The following is an 18,855-nucleotide window of genomic DNA, read 5'->3' as shown; positions in this document are numbered from 1 at the left end:
ATGTCCGACTACTACGAGATCCGCCACACGGTCGGCTTCGAAGAGACCAACCTGGTGGGCAACGTCTACTACGTGAACTACGTGCGCTGGCAGGGCCGGTGCCGGGAGATGTTCCTGAAGGAGAAGGCGCCCGCGGTGCTCGAAGAGGTCCGCCACGACCTCAAGCTGTTCACCCTCAAGGTGGAGTGCGAGTTCTTCGCCGAGATCACCGCGTTCGACGAGCTGTCCATCCGGATGCGGCTGGAGGAACTCACCTCGACGCAGGTGCAGTTCGCCTTCGACTACGTCCACCTCACCACCGACGGCGAGGAGCGGCTCGTGGCGCGGGGCCGGCAGCGGATCGCCTGCATGCGCGGGCCGAACACGGCCACCGTGCCGTCCCGGGTCCCCGAGCAGCTGCGCGAAGCGCTGGCGCCCTACGCGACGGCCGCGGTCAACGGCAAGGGAGTCTGACGTGGGCCACGACGCAGAGCCTTCCGAGGGGGCTCCCGCGCTCAAACGGCTGCGGACGTCACGCGCCCGCAGTGGCCTCTCCGTCCAGCCGGGCCTGCGGCAGGTGATGGCCCAGTTCGCGACCGGGGTGACGGTGCTGACGGCGGGCGGGGAAGACACGCACGGCATGACCGCCAACGCGTTCTCGTCGGTGTCGCTGGAACCGCCGATGGTGCTGTGCTGCGTGTCCAAGGCGGCCCGGATGCACACCGCGATCGTCACCGCGGGCTCGTTCGGGGTCAACATCCTCGCGGCCGAGCAGCAGGAGCTGTCGAAGTACTTCGCCGACTGGCGCCGTCCCGACGGGATCGCCCAGTTCGACGCGGTCGGCTACACGGCGGGCGAGCTGACCGGCGCGCCGCTGCTCCACGGCGCGCTGGCGTGGCTCGAATGCGAGCTCGCCCAGGTGGTGGCGGGTGGTGACCACTCGATCTTCCTCGGCCGGGTGGTCGCCACCAGCCGCGGCGAAGGCGAACACGCGCTCGTCTTCTACGGCGGCGGCTACCACCGGATCGACGGGCGGGCCCGCGCGGCCTGAGGGAGGCGAACGTCATGCTGATCGCGGTCACCGGCGGCACCGGCTTCCTCGGGACCCACACGGTCGCGGCCCTGCTGCGGCGGGGGCACCGGGTGCGGCTGCTCGCCCGCGACCCCGGCCGGACCGTGCCGTCCACTGTGGACGTCGTGACCGGCGACGTCACGGACCCCGCCGCCGTCGCCCGGCTGGTCGACGGTGCGGACGCGCTGCTGCACGCGGCGGGCGTCTACACCTTCGACAGCCGGCGCCGGGCCGAGCTGTGGCGGGTGAACGCGGGCGGCACCGAAGTCGTGCTCGCCGCCGCACGCCGGGCGGGCACCGGGCGGATCGTGCACGTCTCCACCGTCGGGGCGCTGTACCCGGCGGCCGGGCCGGCGATCGGGGCGGCCAGCCCGGTCGGCACCCCGCGGGAGGCCTACCTCGCCTCGAAGGCCGAGGCCGAGCGGATCGCCCGCGCGCACCGCGCCGACGGCGTCCCGGTCACCGTCACCTACCCGCCGGCGCTGCTCGGACCGCACGACCCGCACCTGGGCGACCAGAACGCGCGGCTGCGGGACCTGCTGCGCGGGCTGATGCCGATCTGGCCGTCGGGCGGGCTGCCGATCGGCGACGTCCGCGACTCGGCGGAACTGCACGCGCGGCTGTTCGACGGCGTGCCCGGCGACGGGTACTTCGGGCCGGGCCACTTCCTGACCACCCGCGAGTACCTCGCCGTGGTCCGGGCCGCGACCGGGCGGCGCCTGCCGGCGGCGTTCCTCCCGGCGCGGGCGATGTTCCCGGTCGGCCGGGGTGCCGACCTGCTGCAGCGCGGCTGGCCGTGGCACATCCCGGCCGAGTACGGCGCGCTCTACGTCTGCGCCTCCGCCGTGCCCGTCGCCGCGGACGCACCCGGGGCCGACGTCCCGGCGCGGCCGGTGGCCCGCACCGTGCGCGACACGGTCGCCTGGTTGCACGCGACCGGACGCCTCACCGACCGGCAGGCCGGCGCGGCCGCCCTGCCCACTGTGCCCATGACGACGACAGCGGTCCCGGCCGAGCCGGGACCGTCCCGACCGAGGAGGGTCCTGCCATGACCGCCAGCGACGCCATCGAGCCCATCCGGCCCGGCTCCGACACGGCCCCGACGGCCTTGACGGACGTGCCGGACGGCTGGCAGGCCCGGCCGATGCCCCGGTTGGGACGGGGCATCGTCTGGTCCGACCTCGTCGCCGAGATCGAGCACGACTACGAGGTCCGGCTGCGGGATGCCGCGTGAGCGGAAGTCACCGCGCGGACGCCGCGGTGAGGCACTCGCCCTCGCGCTGAACCGCTGCCGTCGGACCGCCTCGGCCACTCGACGGCCGGTATCCCGGGATGCGGCGAGATTCGTCCGATTCGTGAGCTTTCCGGGCCGGGCGGGAGAACGGTGGAAACGCCATGACAGCTCCGGCGTTGCCGGCCGGGAAGGGCCGGGCCGACGGAAAGCCGGCCGAACCGAGCGGCCGGTTCCCGCGCGCGGACTCGCCGCGGGAACCGGCCGCGCCGGCCGAGCGGGAGTACCTGCGTGAGCACATCGTTCTCGGTTACCGCTGAACGTCCCGCGGCCGGGCGGGTGCCGCGTCACGGGCGCGCGCCTGCCGGTCCGGCGCACGCACAGAGATGACGCGGTCACCGCGAGGGCGGGACACTGGAACCTCACCGGGGCCGGAGTGCGGGGCGGGACTCGCCGTGCGCGCCCGGCGCCCGGCCGAAGTTCGGTTGGGAGGCCGGTGGATGGCGATGCGCCTCCAGCTCACCGCGGGAGTGCAGGTGCTCGGGGACTGGGCCGAGTCGGCGACACAGGCCGAACGGAATGTCGTCTACGAAGCATTGTTCGCCGTGGGCGACGGGTCGGCTTTCCTGGTCTACGACATTTTCGGCGACCCGCACGATCCCGGTAATTTCATGATTATGGTGAAACCGGGTCTGGTGCTGAAAATAATGGTGCAGCGGGCGGAATCCGCATTCGAAATTCGTTATGTCGGCCGGCTGCAGGACGGTGTCGACGCTCCGGCCGGCCCGGGCTTGCCGGGGCAGTGAGCACTGGCCGCGAGATGACGTTGAGGCTTACTCCGGCCAGGCTGCCGCGGCTCGGCCCCATGACGGTTCGTGACCGGGGTGGTCGGGCGACGGCCGACGGCTGAATGAGCGGCACTGCGCCGAACGGGGTAAGCCGTCGCCCGGATGGCGTACGCTCCCGGTGGGCGCAATGCAATGCATGCCGCGGAACGGGTATTCCTCATCTTGACAATGTCTCTTGTGGTATGAAAACCTCGTCGTGTTCGCCGTTGCGGCCGTTATTTTCTGGGGTGAATAACGAGGAGGCTTCGTCATGTCGTCGCCCGAATTGCCAGGACTCGATGTTTCCAGCCGGGTTCGCGCCCGGGACATTCAGATGACCGGCGTGGCCGATGTCGGCCGCCGGGTCCTCATGATCACCGGCGCGATCGACACCACCGATCACGACGTTTCGGTGAGTGTCAGCCTTCCGGAGCCGGGGCGCTGGCAGGTCATCAAGGCCGAGACCAACCTGACCGACCGGACGTGGGTCGCCATGCAGGCGGTGCTGGACGAGGACTCGGTGTTCATCGACGACGCCGCGCTGATGTCGCCCCAGTTCGCGAAGAGCTTCATGACGCCCGACCAGCGGCGGCTGACCTTCTACGACGGTGAGGTCCGGCCGGGCGAGGCCGTGCTCAAGACGTACTCGATGGAAACCGGCGGCAGCAAGCCGACGTACTTCTCCTCCCGGTACAGCCCGCTCGCCACCGACAGCGCCGAGCGGTCGCAGCAGACGCTCGAAGAACTGGTCACCAACGGGATGCGGCAGCGACCGGTGGTCGAGCTGATCGTGCCCATCACGGTGATCGGCTGAACCGGCGCGGTCTCGGGCGTGAGGGGAATTCGTGATCAAGTTCGTCCCGGAACCGCACCTGCTGGACTCACCCCGCGGGCGTGACTGGCCGCGGTTGCCCGCCCCGCCGGCCGCGGACCGCGGCACCCGGCCGGCCGCGACCGCGGAGGTCGTCGTCGTCGGGGCGGGGCCGGCCGGCCTCGCCGTGACGTCGGCGCTGTGGCACCACGGCGTCCGCGACGTCGTGGTGATCGACCGTGACGGCCGCCCGTGCGGGCGGTTCTTCGACCGGATCGACCGGCTCGGCCAGCGCGTTCTCCGTTCGCCCTACGAGCACCACCCCGGTGTCGAGGGCTACCGCGACTGCGAGCTGGTCGACTTCGCCCGGCTGCACTGGGCGCGGCTGACCCCGGTCGAACGCCGGGAGATCCGGATGTCGCAGGCCGGCCACCGGTCCGTCGTGCCGGTGGACGTCTTCGAGGCCTACTGCGCGCACCTGGCGGCGAGCCACCACGTCACCGAGAAGACGTGGCGGGGTGTGGTCCGCGAAGTGCTGCCCTCCGCCGACGCGGTCACGGTGCATGCCGACACCTTCACCGTCACCGCCCGCCACGTCGTGCTCTGCCTCGGCGAGGAACGGCGCCCGGCCCCGGATTCGTGGTGGGGCGGCGGCCCGCCACCTCCCGGGGTCTCGTACTGGGACGAGTCCGTGCCCGACAGCGGACGGCAGATCGTCGTCGGCGCCGGGCTGACCGCCGCGCACCTGATCGGCAACGCGCTTTCGGCCGGGCGGGAGGTGCACTGGGTGCTGCGCGACCCCGGCGAGCGGTACCAGTGCGCCGACGTCAACTCGACGTTCTTCCGCCCGGAGGGCCGCAAGCGGTTCGACAGCGTCGGCTGGGCCGACCGGCTCGCTCTGATGAACCAGTTCCGCCGGGCGTCGATCATGTTCGAGTTCCAGCCGTTGCTCCGGCAAGCCGAAGCGGACGGCCGGCTGGTCGTCCACCGCGGCGAAACCGTGGCCCGGATCGCGACCGGCGTCGGCGGGACGGTGACGGTGCGCCTCGCGAGCGGCCGCCGGATCGTCGCCGACCACGCCGTCCTGGCGCTGGGCACGGCACCGTCGATCGGCGACGGCCTGCTGCCCGCCGAACTGGTCGGCGAGCGCGACGGATGGCCGGCCCTGGACGAGCGCACCCTGGTCTTCGAGCGCGCCCCCCGCGTTTCGGCGGTCGGCGCCGCCACGGCGATGGTCCTCGGCCCGGCGGCCCGGAACATCGACGGGCACCGCGTGGCGACGACCCGGGCGGCCGCGGCCATCGCGGCCGCCGTCCGCGAGGAAAGCCCCGTCCGGACGCTCCGGGAGGCTGTCGGTGTCTGAGCCCGCCGACAGCCGGTTCGCCCTGCCCGACGACAGCCGGTTCGCCCTGCCCGACGTCGACGCGCCCGCCGACGTCGAGGTCGGCATCATCCTGCTCGGCCTCGACCCCGACCGCCTGCTCGGCGGGCTGGGCCTGGCGCGGATCGCCGACGATCCGGCGCTGGTCACCCAGCTGGTCGACCAGGTGCGCCACGGGGGCAGCAGTTTCGACCTGCCGGGCCTGGTCGCCCTCGGCCGGGCCCATTGGCGTTCGGTGCGCAGCGCCCTCGACGAGCCGGCGGCGGACACCCCGGGCTCGCTCCGCCAGGAGTGGGTCAAGACCGCCGCGCGCGTCGCCGCCGTCGCGCCGGGCGCGGGGCACGCTTCGATCGCGTACCTGACCGCGTGCGTGCTGCGCCGCGCGGACGTCGACCCCCGCGCCGACGCACCATCGAACGGAAAGGACCCGCGATGTCCTACCTGAAGTCCCTGCCGGCCGAGACGACCCTGCTCCAGGTGTTCCAGGCCTATCCCGAGCCGGCCCGGCACCTGCTGGCCTTCCACGAGCTGGTGCTGCGCGGCGAGTCCCCGTTCACGCCGGGCGAGCGTGAGCTGATCGCGGCCTACGTGTCCGGCCTGAACAGCTGCGACTACTGCCACGGCATCCACACCGTCACCGCCGAGGCGTTCGGCATCCCGGAGGGCACGCTGGCGGCGGCACTCGCCGACCTCGAGTCCGCCCCGGTGGACGACCGCCTCAAGCCGGTGCTCGCCTACGTGGGCAAGCTGACGGCGACGCCGTCGAAAATGACCGACGCGGACGCCGAAGCGGTCTTCGCGGCCGGCTGGGACGAGCGCGCACTCCACGACGCGGTCCTGGTCTGCGCCCTGTTCAACTTCATGAACCGGATGGTCGAGGGACTCGGCATCCGCGCCGCCGAGGGCTACACGACGACCTCGGGCGAGAGGCTGAAGAACGCGGGCTACGCGGGTCTGGCGGAGTTGCTCGACGCCCCGGCCTGACCGGGCGCGGGCCGGGCTCACGAGCCCGGCCCGCCCGCTCGTCAGCCGAAGCCACGTCGATGTCGGCGGTGACGGTCGACCGGGCCGGGTCGTCGGCGGTCACGATCTGCGGTGCCTCTCAGCCGTCCTTGACACCGTCCTCCACCGGAGGGCACCTTCGCCGGCGCACTGTCCGGCGGGTATTCATCGGCCCAGCGCCTCCAGATTGGCGACGACATCGAGAGGTGAGAGCTGCGCCGCCATCTCGCGGGCGACGGCCGCGGCAGCCGTGGCGAACGCGGGCGTGCCGAGCAGTTCTTCGCAATGCGCGGCCACGGCTCTCGGGGTGACTTCGTCGGGCAGCATCCTGATCCCCGCCCCGGCCTTGGCGACCGCGTCCGCGTTCTCGAACTGGTCGTCGAACTGCGGCAGCGCCAGTTGTGGCACACCGGCGGAGAAGGCGGTCAGCGTGGTGCCCTGGCCGCCGTGCTGGATCAGCACATCGCAGGCGCCGAGCACCTGGTGCAGCGGCATCCGGCCGGCCTGGCTGACGTTCTCCGGCAAGGGACCCCAGGAGGCGATGGCCCGCTCGTCGACCGCGATCACCACATCGACGTCCAGCCGCCCGAGCTCTCGCACGACGGCCAGCATTTTCCCTTGCAGATCGGGAATTCCGAAAAGCGGAACCAGGGTGCCGAGCGTCAGGCAGATCCTGGGTTTCGTGCGCGGCGCCAGCACCCAGTCGGGAACGTCCGCGGTGCCGTTGTAGGACACGTGCCGGAAGCTCAGCTGGCCCGTCGTGTGCGGCAGGCGCAGGCTGGGGGGCCACGGGCTCAGCGACAGAGCGGGCTCCGGAAGGGTGAGTCCCGCCGCGACCGGCGAGCCGGCGAGCACCTCGACCGCGCCCGCACGGTACTCCGGCAGTTCGGCCACGCCCCACCGCACGTCGGCCAGCGGTGTTCCGTGCGCGGCCGCGGCGAGCGGGCCAGCGAACTCGGCGCGCTCGCTCAGCACGACATCGGGCCGCCAAGCGTCCACAATGGACATCATCCGCGGCAGCGTGGCGGCAGCGATCCGCCCGAACACCCGGCCGTGCACGTGCCGCCGCTGTTCGATCGGGTGCGTGGACAGGTCCGGGCCCAGCTCTACGAAGTCCATCGGCGGCCCGCTCGACACCGCGGGCAGCCCGGACCGCAGAACCGTGTCGACGAAGTTTTCCGGGACGGCGACCAGCACCTCGTGCCCCGCCGCCCGGCAGGCCCAGGCGAGTGGCACCAGCGGGAAGAAGTGCCCGAGCAGCGGCTCGGTGGTGAACAGGATCCGAATGATTGGCTCCGATCTCGGTAACCGGCAGGCCCGGTCAGTGCCCCAAGGCCACTTCGGCGGCTTTGCGCTTGTCGTAGTGCGGAAGCAATCCGCGTTCCCGGGCTTCGGCGAGCGTCGGCGCGACTCGGTCGCGCGCGGACAGGATCGGGGTGAGGTCCTGCGGCAGCGGAAGTCCGAACTCGGGGTCCGTCACCGAGAGCGCGAGCTCGTTCACCGGCACGTACTCCCCGGACATCACGGTGTCGTCCTGCAACGCGATGAACGCGTGGCCGACGCCGATTTGGCACAGCCGGGCGGCGTCGCAGTGAAGTGCACACCCCGGACCACGCCCCGGCGCGACCGGCTGTGACTGGTCTGGGCCACGCTGAAGAGCCGCCGACCGGTGGCCGGCCGGAACGGCGTCCCCTGGAACGGCGAGACGAAGAGGCCGCGATCGTCTGAAATCGGGTTCGGCGTGATTTCCAGGGCACCTTCGACGGAAAGCTCACGTATCTGCATCGCTGTCCCCGCTCAAGAGTGACTCCCACGATGTTCGGACTGCGCCTGGATTCACCGCAGCAAGCGTGGCACCGGCACAACCGGGCCGGCGTCTTCAGCCCTGCTGTTCGCCGCTGGGCGATGGCGGGTGGCGCTTCGCGCGCGGTGTCACCGGACCGCTGTCCTTGTGGAGACAAGACCGCCGGGCTCCGGAGGTCCGGTCCGGTTGCCCGCCCTGCCCGCTCGCCGGCGTCAAGCCGCGTCCGATGTGGAGGCCGGGTGTTCCGTTGGCTCTTCGGGTGTTCGGGGCGGTGGTCCCGGAGTGGGGCGGGCACGGTCGGCGAGGTGGCTGAGCTTGGTCAAGTGGCGTTGGACCAGCCCGGCGCGGCGGGCTTCGTCGAGCGCTGTCCGGGTGATGGTGTTCTGCCGTCGTCGGCGGTGACGACCGCCGGGTGCTTCCTGGTGCACTGGGGGTCTCCTTTCCGTTCGGTGCTTCACTCGATCGTGGGGTGCGTGCGCGCACCGAAGCCGCGGTCGATCGGTCAGGTAACAAGGTTGTTTCGGGAAGAACTCGTTCGGGACCCGCTGGTCCACCCGGGCGCTTACGCGGTGCGCCTTCCGGAGTCCTGCACGCGAGAGGGGACGAGACGCGGGACAGTCCACAGTGGGAGTACGGCCGAGGCGACGAGTGTGGGCCCGATCACTGGCCCGGGGCACGCCGTGCGCTGCTGCGCACGGCGTCTTCCCTGGTGGCGCCCCCGGCAGGACTCGAACCTGCGACCTAGAGATTAGAAGGCTCTTGCTCTATCCAGCTGAGCTACGAGGGCCCGCGCCGACGGCCGCTACCGGTGACCCGGCACTGGCAGCTTAGTCGTCGCCACCCAGTCGATCGTTCGACACCGGCGAATCGTTTCAGGTCTCGTTCGACGTAATTCGGGAGTTTCGCGCACGCAGTGATGATCGGACCCCTGCTTGAAGCGATGTGACCCCTCCTCCTGTGTCCGGGGAAGTGCTGAGCGTGACCGAGCGGGCTTTTCCGCGCGGCCGGAACCTGTAATCTGGCCATCAGAAGGCTCTTGCTGTGTCCAGCCAGAACCCTGCTCGCCCGCTCGACCCGCGGCCGGGCAGGCAGCGCCGTGGGCTTTTGCGCACCGCTGCTTGCCCGGCGCAGCGGGCGGCGAGCCCGGTTGCCGGCCCCCTTTCTGCTGGGAAATCGTGTGCAGGAGGCTCCTGCCTGCAGGAACGTCGGGGGCGACCACCTCGGCCGCCTGGCGTTCGGCCGCTGGGTGCGGTCGACCTGGGGGTTGCCGAGCGGTTAGGGGCCGTCGGGGTCTTGGCGAATGGTGGTTCGGTCTCCGGCGTCGTTGGCGGGTGCGTGCCAGACGGGTGCCCGGCCGCTGGGGTGGTCGGTTTTGTGGCTGCCGCGGGTCCGGCTGTCGGGGCTGTGGTGAGCGGTGGCTCGTCGGGTCGCTGGGTGCGGACGGTGAGTGGTGCCACGGTGCGGGCGCCGGGCGGCTGCCCGGTCCCCGGCGGGCGGCCTGCTGGAGTTCGCCCCCCGGTCGGCTGAAAGCGCCACCCGAGAACTCCAGCAGACCTCCCGCCCGCCCGGAACAGGCTCCCCGTGCGCCCCGGACGGGCCCGTGTGAGCCCCGGACGGGCCGTATGAGCCCGGATGGGCCCCGTGTGAGCCCCGGACGGGCCGCGTGAGGCCCGGATGGGGTGCGTGAGCCCCCTGGAAGGGCTGCCTAGAGCCTCGGATCGGGAGCGTGAGGTTTCGGATCAGGCCGCGTGAAGCCCGGACGGGGCTCGGCGCGCCCCGGATGGGCTCGTTGCGCCCCAGATCGCTGCGTGAGGCCCCGGGAAGTGCTCCCGTAAGCCCCGGAGGGGCTCCTGAGGGCCCAGGGGCCCCGGGACAGGTTGCGGGGAGCCCGTGGGCGCGCCCTGCCGCAAGGGGCGCGCCCACGGGTGGGGCCGCTTCGGGGGAGCGGCCCCGGTCGGGCCCGGCCGCCGCCGCGAGCCGGCTCCCTCCTCGGAGCGGGCGGCTTTGCGGGGCCCGGGTCGGTGTCACTCCCAGATCTGGATGCCCCGGACCAGGAATGGCGCGTTCGGGACGTACGTGCCGCCACCCGGATAGGTGACGAAATCTCCTTCCGTCGAGCATTCCGCGTCCTGGTACACCGTGACGTCGCGGGTCATCAAATTCGCGAACGACGACCCGTCGAATCCTTCCGGCAGTGGCAGGCATTCCTCGGTATTGGCCGAGCGCAGGTCGAACCGCTGGATTTCGCCGGCGTAACCGTCGGACGGCCACAGGCAGAACTCGCCCTTGCGGCAGCCCGGATCCGTGCCCGCGTGTGCGGCTCCGACGCTGGTCAGCAGGCCGACCATGGCCAGGACCACGATGTGCGGCAGGCGGGAACGAAGACGACGTGAAGACATGGTGGATTTCCCCTCCGGAATCGCGGCTCTTGCGGGGCCGCGGTGAACGTGTGATTCCAGATTGGCGGGCGGTGGGGGATTTGTCAGCCCGCGATTTCGAATCTGTGGACAAGTGTCCGGCAATGGAAAGGTTGTCCACAGCCGCCGAGGAAGGTCTTGCGGAAAAACAGCGGCGGTGCTACGCGGGGCCCGTGCTCCCGCGCACCACCAGCGAAACCGGCACCTCAACCGGCGCCGGCACCGACCCGTCGTCCAGCAGCCCCAGCGCCAGTTCCCCGGCGATCCGCCCCTTGGCCGCGAGGTCCTGCCGGACCGTCGTCAGCGGCGGCGACGACCACGACGCCGGCGGGCTGTCGTCGAACCCGGCCACCGACAGCTCACCCGGCACGCTGATCCCCAGCTCACGGGCCGCGGCGAGCACCGCCAGCGCCAGCTGGTCGGACATGCACAGCACCGCCGTCGGCCGCGGCGACGCCCTCAGCAGCGCGAACGCCCCCGCCATCGCACTCTCCGCGCTGAGCCCGGCCGCCTCCTCGACGACGACCGGGCACGACCCCAGCTCGTCCAGGTAGCCGCCCAGCCGTTCGCGGACGTCGTGGAACGGCGCCGCCGAGGCCTCCGCCACGGTCAGCGCACCCCCGCCGGGCCGGAGGTGGCTGCACGCGGCGAAGATCCCGAACCGCCGGTGGCCCAGGTCCAGCAGGTGCCGCGCGGCCGCCGCCGCGCCGATCCGGTCCGCGCAGCCGACCCGCGCCGTGCCGGGCAACAGTGGCTGGTCGATCACCACGAGCGGCAACCCGCGCGTACGCACCGCCTCCAGCGAAGGAGCGCCGTCGGGCAGCGAGTAGACGATCGCGATATCGGCCTGCGCGGCGAGCACGCGGTCGGCGGCCGGCCCGCCGAAAACGCCGCCGGGCAGGAGCAGCAACGCGTGGCCGCGCGGATCGATCACCCGCGCCAGCGCGTCCAGCGTCAGGTACAACGCCGGGTCCGAAAACGCCATCGACAGCGACGTGTCCAGCAGGACCGCGATCGCGCCCGTGCGGCTGGTCGCGAGGCTGCGCGCGGTCGGGTCCGGACCGGGGTAGCCCAGCTCGGCCGCCACCCGCAGGACCTCGTCCCGCAGCCGGGCGGACAGCTGGTCGGGCCGGTTGTAGGCGTTCGAGACCGTCGCGCGCGAGACGCCGACGGCGCCGGCGACGTCGTCGAGCGTGGGACGGCGCCGCCGGGTCATCCGCGCAGTCTAACCACCACGCGGTGGACTTTCTGAAGCGCTTAAGTCACGCTGGAGGCATGCGGGACCGGATCGCGGTGTTCACCGTCTTCGCCCTCAACGGGCTCGCGCTGGGGTCGTGGGCGTCACGCACACCCGCCCTGACCGCGCAGGTGCACGCCTCACCCGGCGTCTTCGGCCTGGCCCTGCTCGGGGCCAGCGTCGGCATGCTCGCCGCCGCCTCGGTGTCCGGACGGCTGATCGAACGGGCCGGTGCCAGGGCGGTCGTCGCCGGGAGCACCGCGATGGCCGCCGGTTCGCTGGTGCTGATCGGACTCGCGCCCACCGTCCCGCTGCTGGCCGGGGCGCTGCTGGTGATCGGCGTGAGCGTCGGGATGCTCGACGTCGCGATGAACGTCGCCGGCGTCGCGGTCGAACGTCGCCTGGGCAAGCCGGTGATGTCCGTCTTCCACGCCGGGTTCAGCTTCGGCGCGCTCGCCGGTTCGCTGGCCGCGGGCCTCGCCGCCGGCCACGGCTGGTCCCCGGCGCGCCACCTCAGCGTGGCCGCCGTCGTCGCGGTCCTCGTGCTGGCCGTGGTGATCCGCGACGTCCCGGGCATCCGCCCCCGGCACACCGAAGAACCCGTGGTCACGCCCGCCCGCGCGCCGATCCGGCGGCCGGTGCTGTGGCTGCTCGCCGCGGTCGCCCTGTGCTCGGCCATCGCCGAAGGGGCGTCGTCGGACTGGTCGGCGCTGCTGATGACGTTCGAGCGCGGCGTCGGCCATGGCGCCGCCGCCCTCGCGTTCGCCGGGTTCCAGCTGGTCATGGCGCTGACCCGGCTGGCGGGCCCGTGGGCGCAACGCCGGTTCGGTCCGACGCGCTGCCTTGCCGCGGGCGCCACCCTCGCCGCAGCCGGGCTGCTCGCCGCGGCCCTGATCCCGGTCGCCGCCGTCGGGTACGCCGGGTTCGCGCTGGCCGGCGCGGGTCTCGCCGCGTCCTTCCCGATGGCCCTCAGCCTCGCGGGGGACGCCGGGAAGCGCGGCGACGGCACCGGCGGTGAGCGCGAGATCGGCTTCGTCACCGCCGTCGCGTACACCGGCTTCCTGGGCGGCCCGCCGATCGTCGGCGGGATCGCGCAGGCGACGGACTACGACGTGGCGTTCGTCTTCGTCGCGCTCGTGGCGGCCCTGATCCTGCCCGCCGCGCTCTTCGCCCGCCGGTCGCGACGGCGGGAAGAGGCGGAGGCGATGATCGGCCGGTAGCCGTTCCGGGCACGAAATCCGTGCCGGAACCGGCGTTTTCGCCACGCCCCGGGCGTTGACAGTCCGCTGGTGCGCGAGGCAAGCTGAACCCCGTCGGTAAACTGAAATGAATACGGCGACGTTTCAATTTCAGGTCGGCTGATCAAGGTAGGGGCCTTGGTCCGGGGAGGACGTCGTGAGGGTTGTGCTGCTCGGCGGAGCGGGGGCGCTCGCCGGCGGAAGCGGGCGGTTCGGCGGGACCGGCCTGACGCTCGTGCGGGACGCCGTGCCGCGGCTCGTGCTGGTGCCGGTCGCGTTCCGGCTGGCGCTGTTCCTGCAGGCCGTCTGGTCCGGCGGTCCGCTGAGCGCGCCGGTGCTCTGGGTCGCCGTCGTCCTCTACCTGGTGCCGAACCTCCTGGAGGTGGGCTGGGTCTTCCGCCGCGCCACCGGGATCCGGCCGGTGCTGGCCGCCGATACCGCGTACACGCTCGTGACGAGCTTCGCCGCCGCCGTGTTCGCGGCGCATTCACCCGAGCTGCTGACCCTGGCCTGGCCGAACATCATGGGCACGGTCATGGTCTGGACCCTGCTGCGCGGCGCGCCCGCCGGGGCCGTCGCCATCGTCGGCGCGCTGCTCCTGCGCTACGGCATGGCCGCGGTGTCGGGGACGTCGGCGCCCGCGACGTGGATCCTGCTCGCCCTGGTCGCGGCCGCCGTGACGGCGCTGGCCATCGTCCTGCTCGTCGCCGGGTCCATGCGGTTCGCGCTCGGGCTGGGCGAACAGCGCGGCCGGGCCGCCGAACGGGAACGGCACCGCCGCGACGTCCACGACACCGTCCTGCAGGTGATGGAGTCCCTCGCACTGCCCGCGCCCGGTGACGCGCTCGACCCGCGCGGCAGCCTCGACCAGGTCCGCCGCACCGCCCGTGCGCACGCCCTCCGCCTGCGGCTGAGCCTCGACGGCGACGCGCCCGCCGAGCCGGGCGGGCTCGAACACCGCCTCGGCGCGCTGGCGGTCGAGATGACGGCCGACGGCCTCCGCGTCGACCTCGTCGTGCTCGCGAAGCCCACTGACGTCCCCGAAGCCGTCGTCAACGCCCTTCACGACGCAACCCGCGAAGCACTGCGGAACACGTTGAAGCACGCGAGGACGGCGAAGGCCGTGGTGTGCCTCGAAGAGCGCGAAGGCGTCGTCACGGTGTCCGTCCGCGACCACGGCACCGGCTTCGACCTCGGCGCGCGCCGCGCCGGGTTCGGCATCGAGAACTCGATCCACGCGCGGATGGCCGAAATAGACGGCGACGCGCGCATCGACTCGGCGCCCGGCCACGGCACCCGCGTCGTGCTGACCGCGCCGCTAAAGCTGGGTTTCCCCGTCGGGTGAGTCGCGCCACTGGGCGAACGGCCGGTCCAGCACCCACTTGCCATCGGACTCGGTGAGGACGCGGTATTCGCAGGTCGCCGGGTTGGACAGGGATTCGAACAATTCGATGCTCCAGCCAAAGAGCCGCCGGCACAGCAGCCGCAGCGTGAGCCCGTGGGAGACGATCAGCACCGTCTCCGGGTGACTTTCCTCGCGCAGGCGCAGGTCCGAGAGGAACGCCGCGACGCGGTCGTCGACGTCCGCGCCCGACTCGCCGAACGGCAGCCGGTAGAAGAAGTGCCCGAACTCGTGCCGCCGCGCCTTCTGGACCTCCTGGTCGGCCGGGTCCTGCAGGTTGCCCCAGTCCTGCTCGCGCAGCCGCGGCTCCTGCACCAGCCGCTCGCACGACGCCCGGATGTCCAGCAGCCGCAACGTCTCCCGGGTGCGCAGGTACGGGCTGACGTACACCGCGGGCCGCACGCCGTCGAGCAGGCGCGCGATCTCCGGCGCCACCGCGCGGGCCTCCCGCTCGCCCTTGGCGGTCAGCGGGAGGGCGTGGTCGGGGATCCGCGTGTAGGCGAGCTCGTCGACGTTGCCGAGCGACTCCGCGTGCCGCAGCAGGATCATCTTCACGGCTCCATCCTGCCCGTCACACGGGCCTGACCGGGCCGGGGCATACCCTCAGGGGCGTGTCCGCCACGAAATCCGACGTCCCCACCCAGCGCCGGGCCAGTGTGCTGCCCCTGCTCGTGGTCGGCGTCCTGCTGGCCGCCGTGGTCGCGATCGGCCTGATCGCGCTCACCGGCGGGGCCGGCTACGCGATCGCCGGCCTGCCCGACCCGGGCCTGGTCACCAAGTACGGCATCACCGTCATGCGCGTGCTGTCCGAATGCGCGTCGGTGATCTGCGTCGGGGCGCTGCTGCTGGCCGCCTTCCTGGTGCCGCCGCAGAAGTCCGGGACGCTCGGGCCGGAGGGCTACGGCGCCCTGCGCGCGGCGGGGATCGCCGCCTGGGTGTGGTTCGGCGCGGCCCTGCTCTCGGTCGCCTTCACCGCCGCCGACACCGCCGGGAAGCCGTTCGGCGACGTGCTGGACCCGCAGACGCTGCTCGACCTCGTCGGCGCCATCGAACAGCCGAAGGCGTGGCTGTGGACGGCGCTGATCGCCATCCTCATCGCGCTCGGCTGCCGGCTCGCGCTGTCCTGGGGCTGGACGGCGGTGCTGTTCTTCCTGGCCGTCGGCGGGCTGGTCCCGGTCGCCGTCACCGGGCACTCCGCCAGCGGCGGCTCGCACGACGTCGCCACCAACAGCCTGCTGTTCCACCTGGTCGCCGCGGCGCTGTGGGTCGGCGGCCTGATCGCCCTGCTGGCGCTGGGGTACCGGCGCGGGAGTCACCTGAGCCTGGCCGCGCAGCGGTTCTCGAAGCTGGCCCTGATCTGCTGGATCGTGATGGCGCTCTCCGGCGCGGTCAACGCGCTGGTCCGGATCGGCCTGAACGACCTGTTCACCACCGACTACGGCCTGCTCGTGGTGGCCAAGACGGTCGCGCTGCTCCTGCTCGGGGTGTTCGGCCACCAGCAGCGCGAGAAGGGGGTCGCGAACCTCAAGAACGGCACAGACGGCAAGGGCGGCGCCCAGCTGCTGCGCCTGGCCTCGGTCGAGATCCTGATCATGTTCGTCACCATCGGGATCGCGTCCGGCCTGGCCAGGACGCCACCGCCGGCGGACGCGATCACCCAGCCGTCCACCACCGAGCTGCTGATCGGCTACAACCTCGACGGCGCGCCGACGGTGTGGCGGCTGCTCTTCGACACGCGGTTCGACCTGGTCTACGGCACCTTCGCGCTCGTCCTCGGCGGCCTCTACCTCGCCGGGGTGCGGCGGCTGCTGCGCCGCGGCGACACCTGGCCGGTCGGCCGCACGATCGCCTGGATCGCCGGGTGCGTGGTGCTGCTGATCGCGACGTCGTCGGGCATCGGCCGGTACGCGCCCGCGATGTTCAGCGTCCACATGGGCAACCACATGCTGCTGTCGATGGTGGCGCCGGTGCTGTTCGTGCTCGGCGGGCCGGTGACGCTCGCGCTGCGCGCCCTGCCGGCCGCGGGCAAGGACGCCCCGCCCGGGCCGCGCGAGTGGCTCGTCGCCTTCGTGCACTCGCCGGTGTCGCGGTTCCTGACCCACCCGGTGGTCGCGCTGGTGCTGTTCGTCGGCTCGTTCTACGCGCTGTACTTCTCCGGCCTGTTCGACAACGCGCTGCAGTACCACTGGGCGCACCTGGCGATGAACGGGCACTTCCTGCTCGCCGGCTACGTCTTCTACTGGCCGGTGATCGGCGTCGACCCGTCGCCGCGGCGGATCCCGTACCTCGGCCGGCTCGGCATGATGTTCGCCGCGATGCCGTTCCACGCGTTCTTCGGCGTGATCCTGATGAGCAAGCAGACGGTCATCGGGCAGGCCTTCTACAGCCAGCTGCACCTGCCGTGGGTCACGGATCTGCTGGCCGACCAGCGGCTCGGCGGCGGCATCGCCTGGGCCGCCGGCGAGGTCCCGGTGCTGCTGGTGCTGATCGCGCTGCTGGTGCAGTGGTCGCGGCAGGACGAGCGGGAGGCGAAGCGGCGTGACCGGCGCGAAGCGGCAACGGGCGACGAAGAGCTGAACGCCTACAACGCGATGCTGAAGAACCTCGCCGAGGGCAAGCGACCCTCGGGTTCCAGTTGAGGTTGAGCCGCCGTCCGGGCGCCGGGAAAACGGCCGTTTTGCTACTCTCGGCGTGATCTCGGGCTGACTTTCGGTAGTCCGACGGTGACCGGCGTCGAGGCGCGATCGAGCGCGCTCTACGATCGTGGGTATGGCCGAGTTCATCTACACCATGAAGAAGGTGCGCAAGACCGTCGGGGACAAGGTCATCCTCGACGACGTCAGCACCGCGTTCTACCCCGGCGCCAAGATCGGCGTGGTCGGGCCGAACGGTGCCGGTAAGTCCACCGTTCTCAAGATCATGGCGGGGATCGAGCAGGCCAGCAACGGCGAAGCGTTCCTCCAGCCCGGCGCCTCGGTCGGCATCCTCATGCAGGAGCCGGAGCTCAACGAGGAGAAGACGGTCCGCGAGAACGTCGAAGAGGGCCTGGGCGAGGTCAAGGTCAAGCTGGACCGCTACAACGAGGTCCTCAAGCTGATGGAGACCGAATACAGCGAAGAGCTGCTCGAGGAGATGGGCAAGCTCCAGGAGGAGCTGGACCACGCCGACGCCTGGGAGCTCGACTCGACCGTCGAGCAGGCCATGGACGCGCTGCGCTGCCCGCCGCCGGACGAGGGCGTCACCCACCTCTCCGGTGGTGAGCGCCGCCGGGTCGCGCTGTGCAAGCTGCTGCTGTCGGCGCCGGACCTGCTGCTGCTCGACGAGCCCACCAACCACCTGGACGCCGAAAGTGTCCTGTGGCTGGAGCAGTTCCTGGCCCGCTACGCCGGCGCTGTCCTCGCCGTCACCCACGACCGGTACTTCCTCGACAACGTGGCCCAGTGGATCATGGAGCTGGACCGCGGCCGCGTCGTCGGCTACGAGGGCAACTACTCGACGTACCTGGAGAAGAAGCGCGAGCGCCTCGAGGTCCAGGGCAAGAAGGACGCGAAGCTCGCCAAGCGGCTGAAGTCCGAACTCGAGTGGGTCCGGTCCAACGCGAAGGCGCGCCAGACGAAGTCGCGCTCGCGCCTCGACCGCTACGAGGAGATGGCGGCGGAGGCGGACAAGCACCGCAAGCTGGACTTCGAAGAGATCCAGATCCCGCCGGGCCCGCGGCTGGGCAACGTCGTGGTCGAGGTCGAGAAGCTGCAGAAGGGCTTCGACGGCCGGGTGCTCATCGACGGGCTGTCGTTCAACCTGCCGCGCAACGGCATCGTCGGCGTGATCGGCCCGAACGGCGTCGGCAAGACCACGCTGTTCAAGACCATCGTCGGGCTCGAGAACCCGGACGGCGGCGACGTCAAGATCGGCGAGACGGTCAAGTTGTCCTATGTGGACCAGAACCGGGGCGGCATCGACCCGCAGAAGACGGTCTGGCAGGTCGTCTCCGACGAGCTGGACTACATCCACGTCGGGCAGACCGAAATGCCGTCGCGGGCGTACGTCAGCGCGTTCGGCTTCAAGGGCCCGGACCAGCAGAAGCCGGCGGGCGTGCTCTCCGGTGGTGAGCGCAACCGGCTCAACCTGGCGCTGACGCTCAAGCAGGGCGGGAACCTGATCCTGCTCGACGAGCCGACGAACGACCTGGACGTCGAGACGCTGGGCTCGCTGGAGAACGCGCTGGAGCAGTTCCCCGGCTGCGCGGTGGTGATTTCGCACGACCGGTGGTTCCTCGACCGGGTTGCGACGCACATCCTGGCCTGGGAAGGCACGGACGAAGACCCGGCCAAGTGGTTCTGGTTCGAGGGCAACTTCGAGGGGTACGAGAAGAACAAGGTCGAGCGCCTCGGCGCCGAGGCGGCGCGGCCGCACCGTGTCACCCATCGCAAGCTGACCCGCGACTGAGGGGGCGG

The 18,855-nt window shown here is 71.8% G+C and carries 20 protein-coding genes and 1 tRNA gene; 14 read left to right on the top strand and 7 right to left on the bottom strand.

What is annotated here, in order from left to right:
* The 10 genes from ACWEF6_RS29480 to ACWEF6_RS29435 all read left to right on the top strand — a co-directional run bounded on the left by ACWEF6_RS29480 (position 1) and on the right by ACWEF6_RS29435 (position 6,285).
* Complete coding sequence (locus tag ACWEF6_RS29480) at positions 1–453, top strand: acyl-CoA thioesterase (protein ID WP_378198168.1); 453 nt, start codon at positions 1–3, stop codon at positions 451–453.
* 1 nt (position 454) lies between these two features.
* Complete coding sequence (locus ACWEF6_RS29475; protein ID WP_449685908.1) at positions 455–1,030, top strand: flavin reductase family protein; 576 nt, start codon at positions 455–457, stop codon at positions 1,028–1,030.
* 14 nt (positions 1,031–1,044) lie between these two features.
* The gene (locus ACWEF6_RS29470; RefSeq protein ID WP_449685907.1) at positions 1,045–2,103 is read left to right on the top strand and encodes an NAD-dependent epimerase/dehydratase family protein; all 1,059 of its coding nucleotides are present in this window, start codon (positions 1,045–1,047) and stop codon (positions 2,101–2,103) included.
* Complete coding sequence (locus ACWEF6_RS29465) at positions 2,100–2,285, top strand: DUF6222 family protein (protein WP_449685906.1); 186 nt, start codon at positions 2,100–2,102, stop codon at positions 2,283–2,285. Before ACWEF6_RS29470 ends, ACWEF6_RS29465 begins: the two co-directional genes overlap by 4 nt.
* A 161-nt stretch (positions 2,286–2,446) precedes the next feature.
* Positions 2,447–2,602 carry a hypothetical protein gene (locus ACWEF6_RS29460; protein WP_449685905.1) on the top strand — a complete coding sequence of 52 codons (156 nt, stop codon included), beginning with the start codon at positions 2,447–2,449 and terminating at the stop codon, positions 2,600–2,602.
* A gap of 180 nt (positions 2,603–2,782) precedes the next feature.
* Positions 2,783–3,088 (top strand): DUF6235 family protein, encoded by a 306-nt coding sequence (locus tag ACWEF6_RS29455; protein WP_449685904.1) that lies wholly within the window; start codon positions 2,783–2,785, stop codon positions 3,086–3,088.
* Positions 3,089–3,443: 355 nt separating this feature from the next.
* Positions 3,444–3,923: a DUF6423 family protein gene (locus tag ACWEF6_RS29450; RefSeq protein WP_310972665.1), complete on the top strand. Its 480-nt coding sequence runs from the start codon at positions 3,444–3,446 to the stop codon at positions 3,921–3,923.
* Positions 3,924–3,954: 31 nt separating this feature from the next.
* Complete coding sequence (locus ACWEF6_RS29445; RefSeq protein WP_449685903.1) at positions 3,955–5,283, top strand: NAD(P)-binding protein; 1,329 nt, start codon at positions 3,955–3,957, stop codon at positions 5,281–5,283.
* The gene (locus ACWEF6_RS29440) at positions 5,276–5,746 is read left to right on the top strand and encodes a DUF6187 family protein (RefSeq protein WP_449685902.1); all 471 of its coding nucleotides are present in this window, start codon (positions 5,276–5,278) and stop codon (positions 5,744–5,746) included. Before ACWEF6_RS29445 ends, ACWEF6_RS29440 begins: the two co-directional genes overlap by 8 nt.
* A complete protein-coding gene (locus ACWEF6_RS29435) occupies positions 5,734–6,285 on the top strand; it encodes a carboxymuconolactone decarboxylase family protein (protein ID WP_449685901.1) in 552 nt (183 codons plus the stop codon). The genes ACWEF6_RS29440 and ACWEF6_RS29435 overlap by 13 nt, the downstream gene beginning before the upstream one ends.
* A gap of 183 nt (positions 6,286–6,468) precedes the next feature.
* On the opposite strand, the gene ACWEF6_RS29430 is transcribed toward ACWEF6_RS29435, so the two are convergent.
* The 6 genes from ACWEF6_RS29430 to ACWEF6_RS29405 form a co-directional block, all read right to left on the bottom strand.
* Positions 6,469–7,539, bottom strand: coding sequence for a nucleotide disphospho-sugar-binding domain-containing protein (locus ACWEF6_RS29430; protein WP_449685900.1), 1,071 nt, complete (start codon positions 7,537–7,539; stop codon positions 6,469–6,471).
* Positions 7,540–7,624: 85 nt separating this feature from the next.
* Positions 7,625–7,843, bottom strand: coding sequence for a hypothetical protein (locus tag ACWEF6_RS29425; RefSeq protein WP_449685922.1), 219 nt, complete (start codon positions 7,841–7,843; stop codon positions 7,625–7,627).
* Positions 7,825–8,088 carry a dTDP-4-dehydrorhamnose 3,5-epimerase family protein gene (locus ACWEF6_RS29420; protein WP_449685899.1) on the bottom strand — a complete coding sequence of 88 codons (264 nt, stop codon included), beginning with the start codon at positions 8,086–8,088 and terminating at the stop codon, positions 7,825–7,827. The genes ACWEF6_RS29425 and ACWEF6_RS29420 overlap by 19 nt, the downstream gene beginning before the upstream one ends.
* Positions 8,089–8,817: 729 nt before the next feature.
* A tRNA-Arg gene (locus ACWEF6_RS29415) sits at positions 8,818–8,894 on the bottom strand.
* 1,237 nt (positions 8,895–10,131) lie between these two features.
* Positions 10,132–10,506: a peptidase inhibitor family I36 protein gene (locus ACWEF6_RS29410; protein ID WP_191307788.1), complete on the bottom strand. Its 375-nt coding sequence runs from the start codon at positions 10,504–10,506 to the stop codon at positions 10,132–10,134.
* Between the two features lie 178 nt (positions 10,507–10,684).
* Positions 10,685–11,740 (bottom strand): LacI family DNA-binding transcriptional regulator, encoded by a 1,056-nt coding sequence (locus tag ACWEF6_RS29405; RefSeq protein WP_449685898.1) that lies wholly within the window; start codon positions 11,738–11,740, stop codon positions 10,685–10,687.
* Positions 11,741–11,799: 59 nt separating this feature from the next.
* On the opposite strand from ACWEF6_RS29405, the gene ACWEF6_RS29400 reads away from it, so the two are divergent.
* Positions 11,800–12,981, top strand: coding sequence for an MFS transporter (locus ACWEF6_RS29400; protein WP_449685897.1), 1,182 nt, complete (start codon positions 11,800–11,802; stop codon positions 12,979–12,981).
* Between the two features lie 184 nt (positions 12,982–13,165).
* Positions 13,166–14,344, top strand: coding sequence for a sensor histidine kinase (locus ACWEF6_RS29395; protein ID WP_449685921.1), 1,179 nt, complete (start codon positions 13,166–13,168; stop codon positions 14,342–14,344).
* Here ACWEF6_RS29395 and ACWEF6_RS29390 read toward each other — a convergent pair.
* A complete protein-coding gene (locus ACWEF6_RS29390; protein ID WP_449685896.1) occupies positions 14,318–14,956 on the bottom strand; it encodes a histidine phosphatase family protein in 639 nt (212 codons plus the stop codon). The two genes, ACWEF6_RS29395 and ACWEF6_RS29390, sit on opposite strands and share 27 nt — an antisense overlap.
* A 56-nt stretch (positions 14,957–15,012) precedes the next feature.
* On the opposite strand from ACWEF6_RS29390, the gene ACWEF6_RS29385 reads away from it, so the two are divergent.
* Positions 15,013–17,040, top strand: coding sequence for a cytochrome c oxidase assembly protein (locus tag ACWEF6_RS29385; RefSeq protein WP_449685895.1), 2,028 nt, complete (start codon positions 15,013–15,015; stop codon positions 17,038–17,040).
* A gap of 130 nt (positions 17,041–17,170) precedes the next feature.
* Positions 17,171–18,847: an energy-dependent translational throttle protein EttA gene (ettA, locus tag ACWEF6_RS29380; RefSeq protein WP_449685894.1), complete on the top strand. Its 1,677-nt coding sequence runs from the start codon at positions 17,171–17,173 to the stop codon at positions 18,845–18,847.
* The last annotated feature ends 8 nt before the right edge of the window (positions 18,848–18,855 follow it).

The organism is Amycolatopsis sp. NPDC004772 (assembly GCF_053601215.1).
The sequence above is the reverse complement of the archived record's forward strand: the minus strand, read 5'-3'. Positions and strand labels throughout refer to the sequence as shown.

What these genes read in the sequence shown, in the direction of transcription:
- ACWEF6_RS29420 (WP_449685899.1), bottom strand. Translation starts at nt 8,088, where the DNA reads ATGCAGATACGTGAGCTTTCCGTCGAAGGTGCCCTGGAAATCACGCCG.
- ACWEF6_RS29465 (WP_449685906.1), top strand. Translation starts at nt 2,100, where the DNA reads ATGACCGCCAGCGACGCCATCGAGCCCATCCGGCCCGGCTCCGACACG.
- ACWEF6_RS29470 (WP_449685907.1), top strand. Translation starts at nt 1,045, where the DNA reads ATGCTGATCGCGGTCACCGGCGGCACCGGCTTCCTCGGGACCCACACG.
- ACWEF6_RS29480 (WP_378198168.1), top strand. Translation starts at nt 1, where the DNA reads ATGTCCGACTACTACGAGATCCGCCACACGGTCGGCTTCGAAGAGACC.
- ettA (WP_449685894.1), top strand. Translation starts at nt 17,171, where the DNA reads ATGGCCGAGTTCATCTACACCATGAAGAAGGTGCGCAAGACCGTCGGG.
- ACWEF6_RS29405 (WP_449685898.1), bottom strand. Translation starts at nt 11,740, where the DNA reads ATGACCCGGCGGCGCCGTCCCACGCTCGACGACGTCGCCGGCGCCGTC.
- ACWEF6_RS29435 (WP_449685901.1), top strand. Translation starts at nt 5,734, where the DNA reads ATGTCCTACCTGAAGTCCCTGCCGGCCGAGACGACCCTGCTCCAGGTG.
- ACWEF6_RS29450 (WP_310972665.1), top strand. Translation starts at nt 3,444, where the DNA reads ATGACCGGCGTGGCCGATGTCGGCCGCCGGGTCCTCATGATCACCGGC.
- ACWEF6_RS29455 (WP_449685904.1), top strand. Translation starts at nt 2,783, where the DNA reads ATGGCGATGCGCCTCCAGCTCACCGCGGGAGTGCAGGTGCTCGGGGAC.
- ACWEF6_RS29400 (WP_449685897.1), top strand. Translation starts at nt 11,800, where the DNA reads ATGCGGGACCGGATCGCGGTGTTCACCGTCTTCGCCCTCAACGGGCTC.
- ACWEF6_RS29410 (WP_191307788.1), bottom strand. Translation starts at nt 10,506, where the DNA reads ATGTCTTCACGTCGTCTTCGTTCCCGCCTGCCGCACATCGTGGTCCTG.
- ACWEF6_RS29460 (WP_449685905.1), top strand. Translation starts at nt 2,447, where the DNA reads ATGACAGCTCCGGCGTTGCCGGCCGGGAAGGGCCGGGCCGACGGAAAG.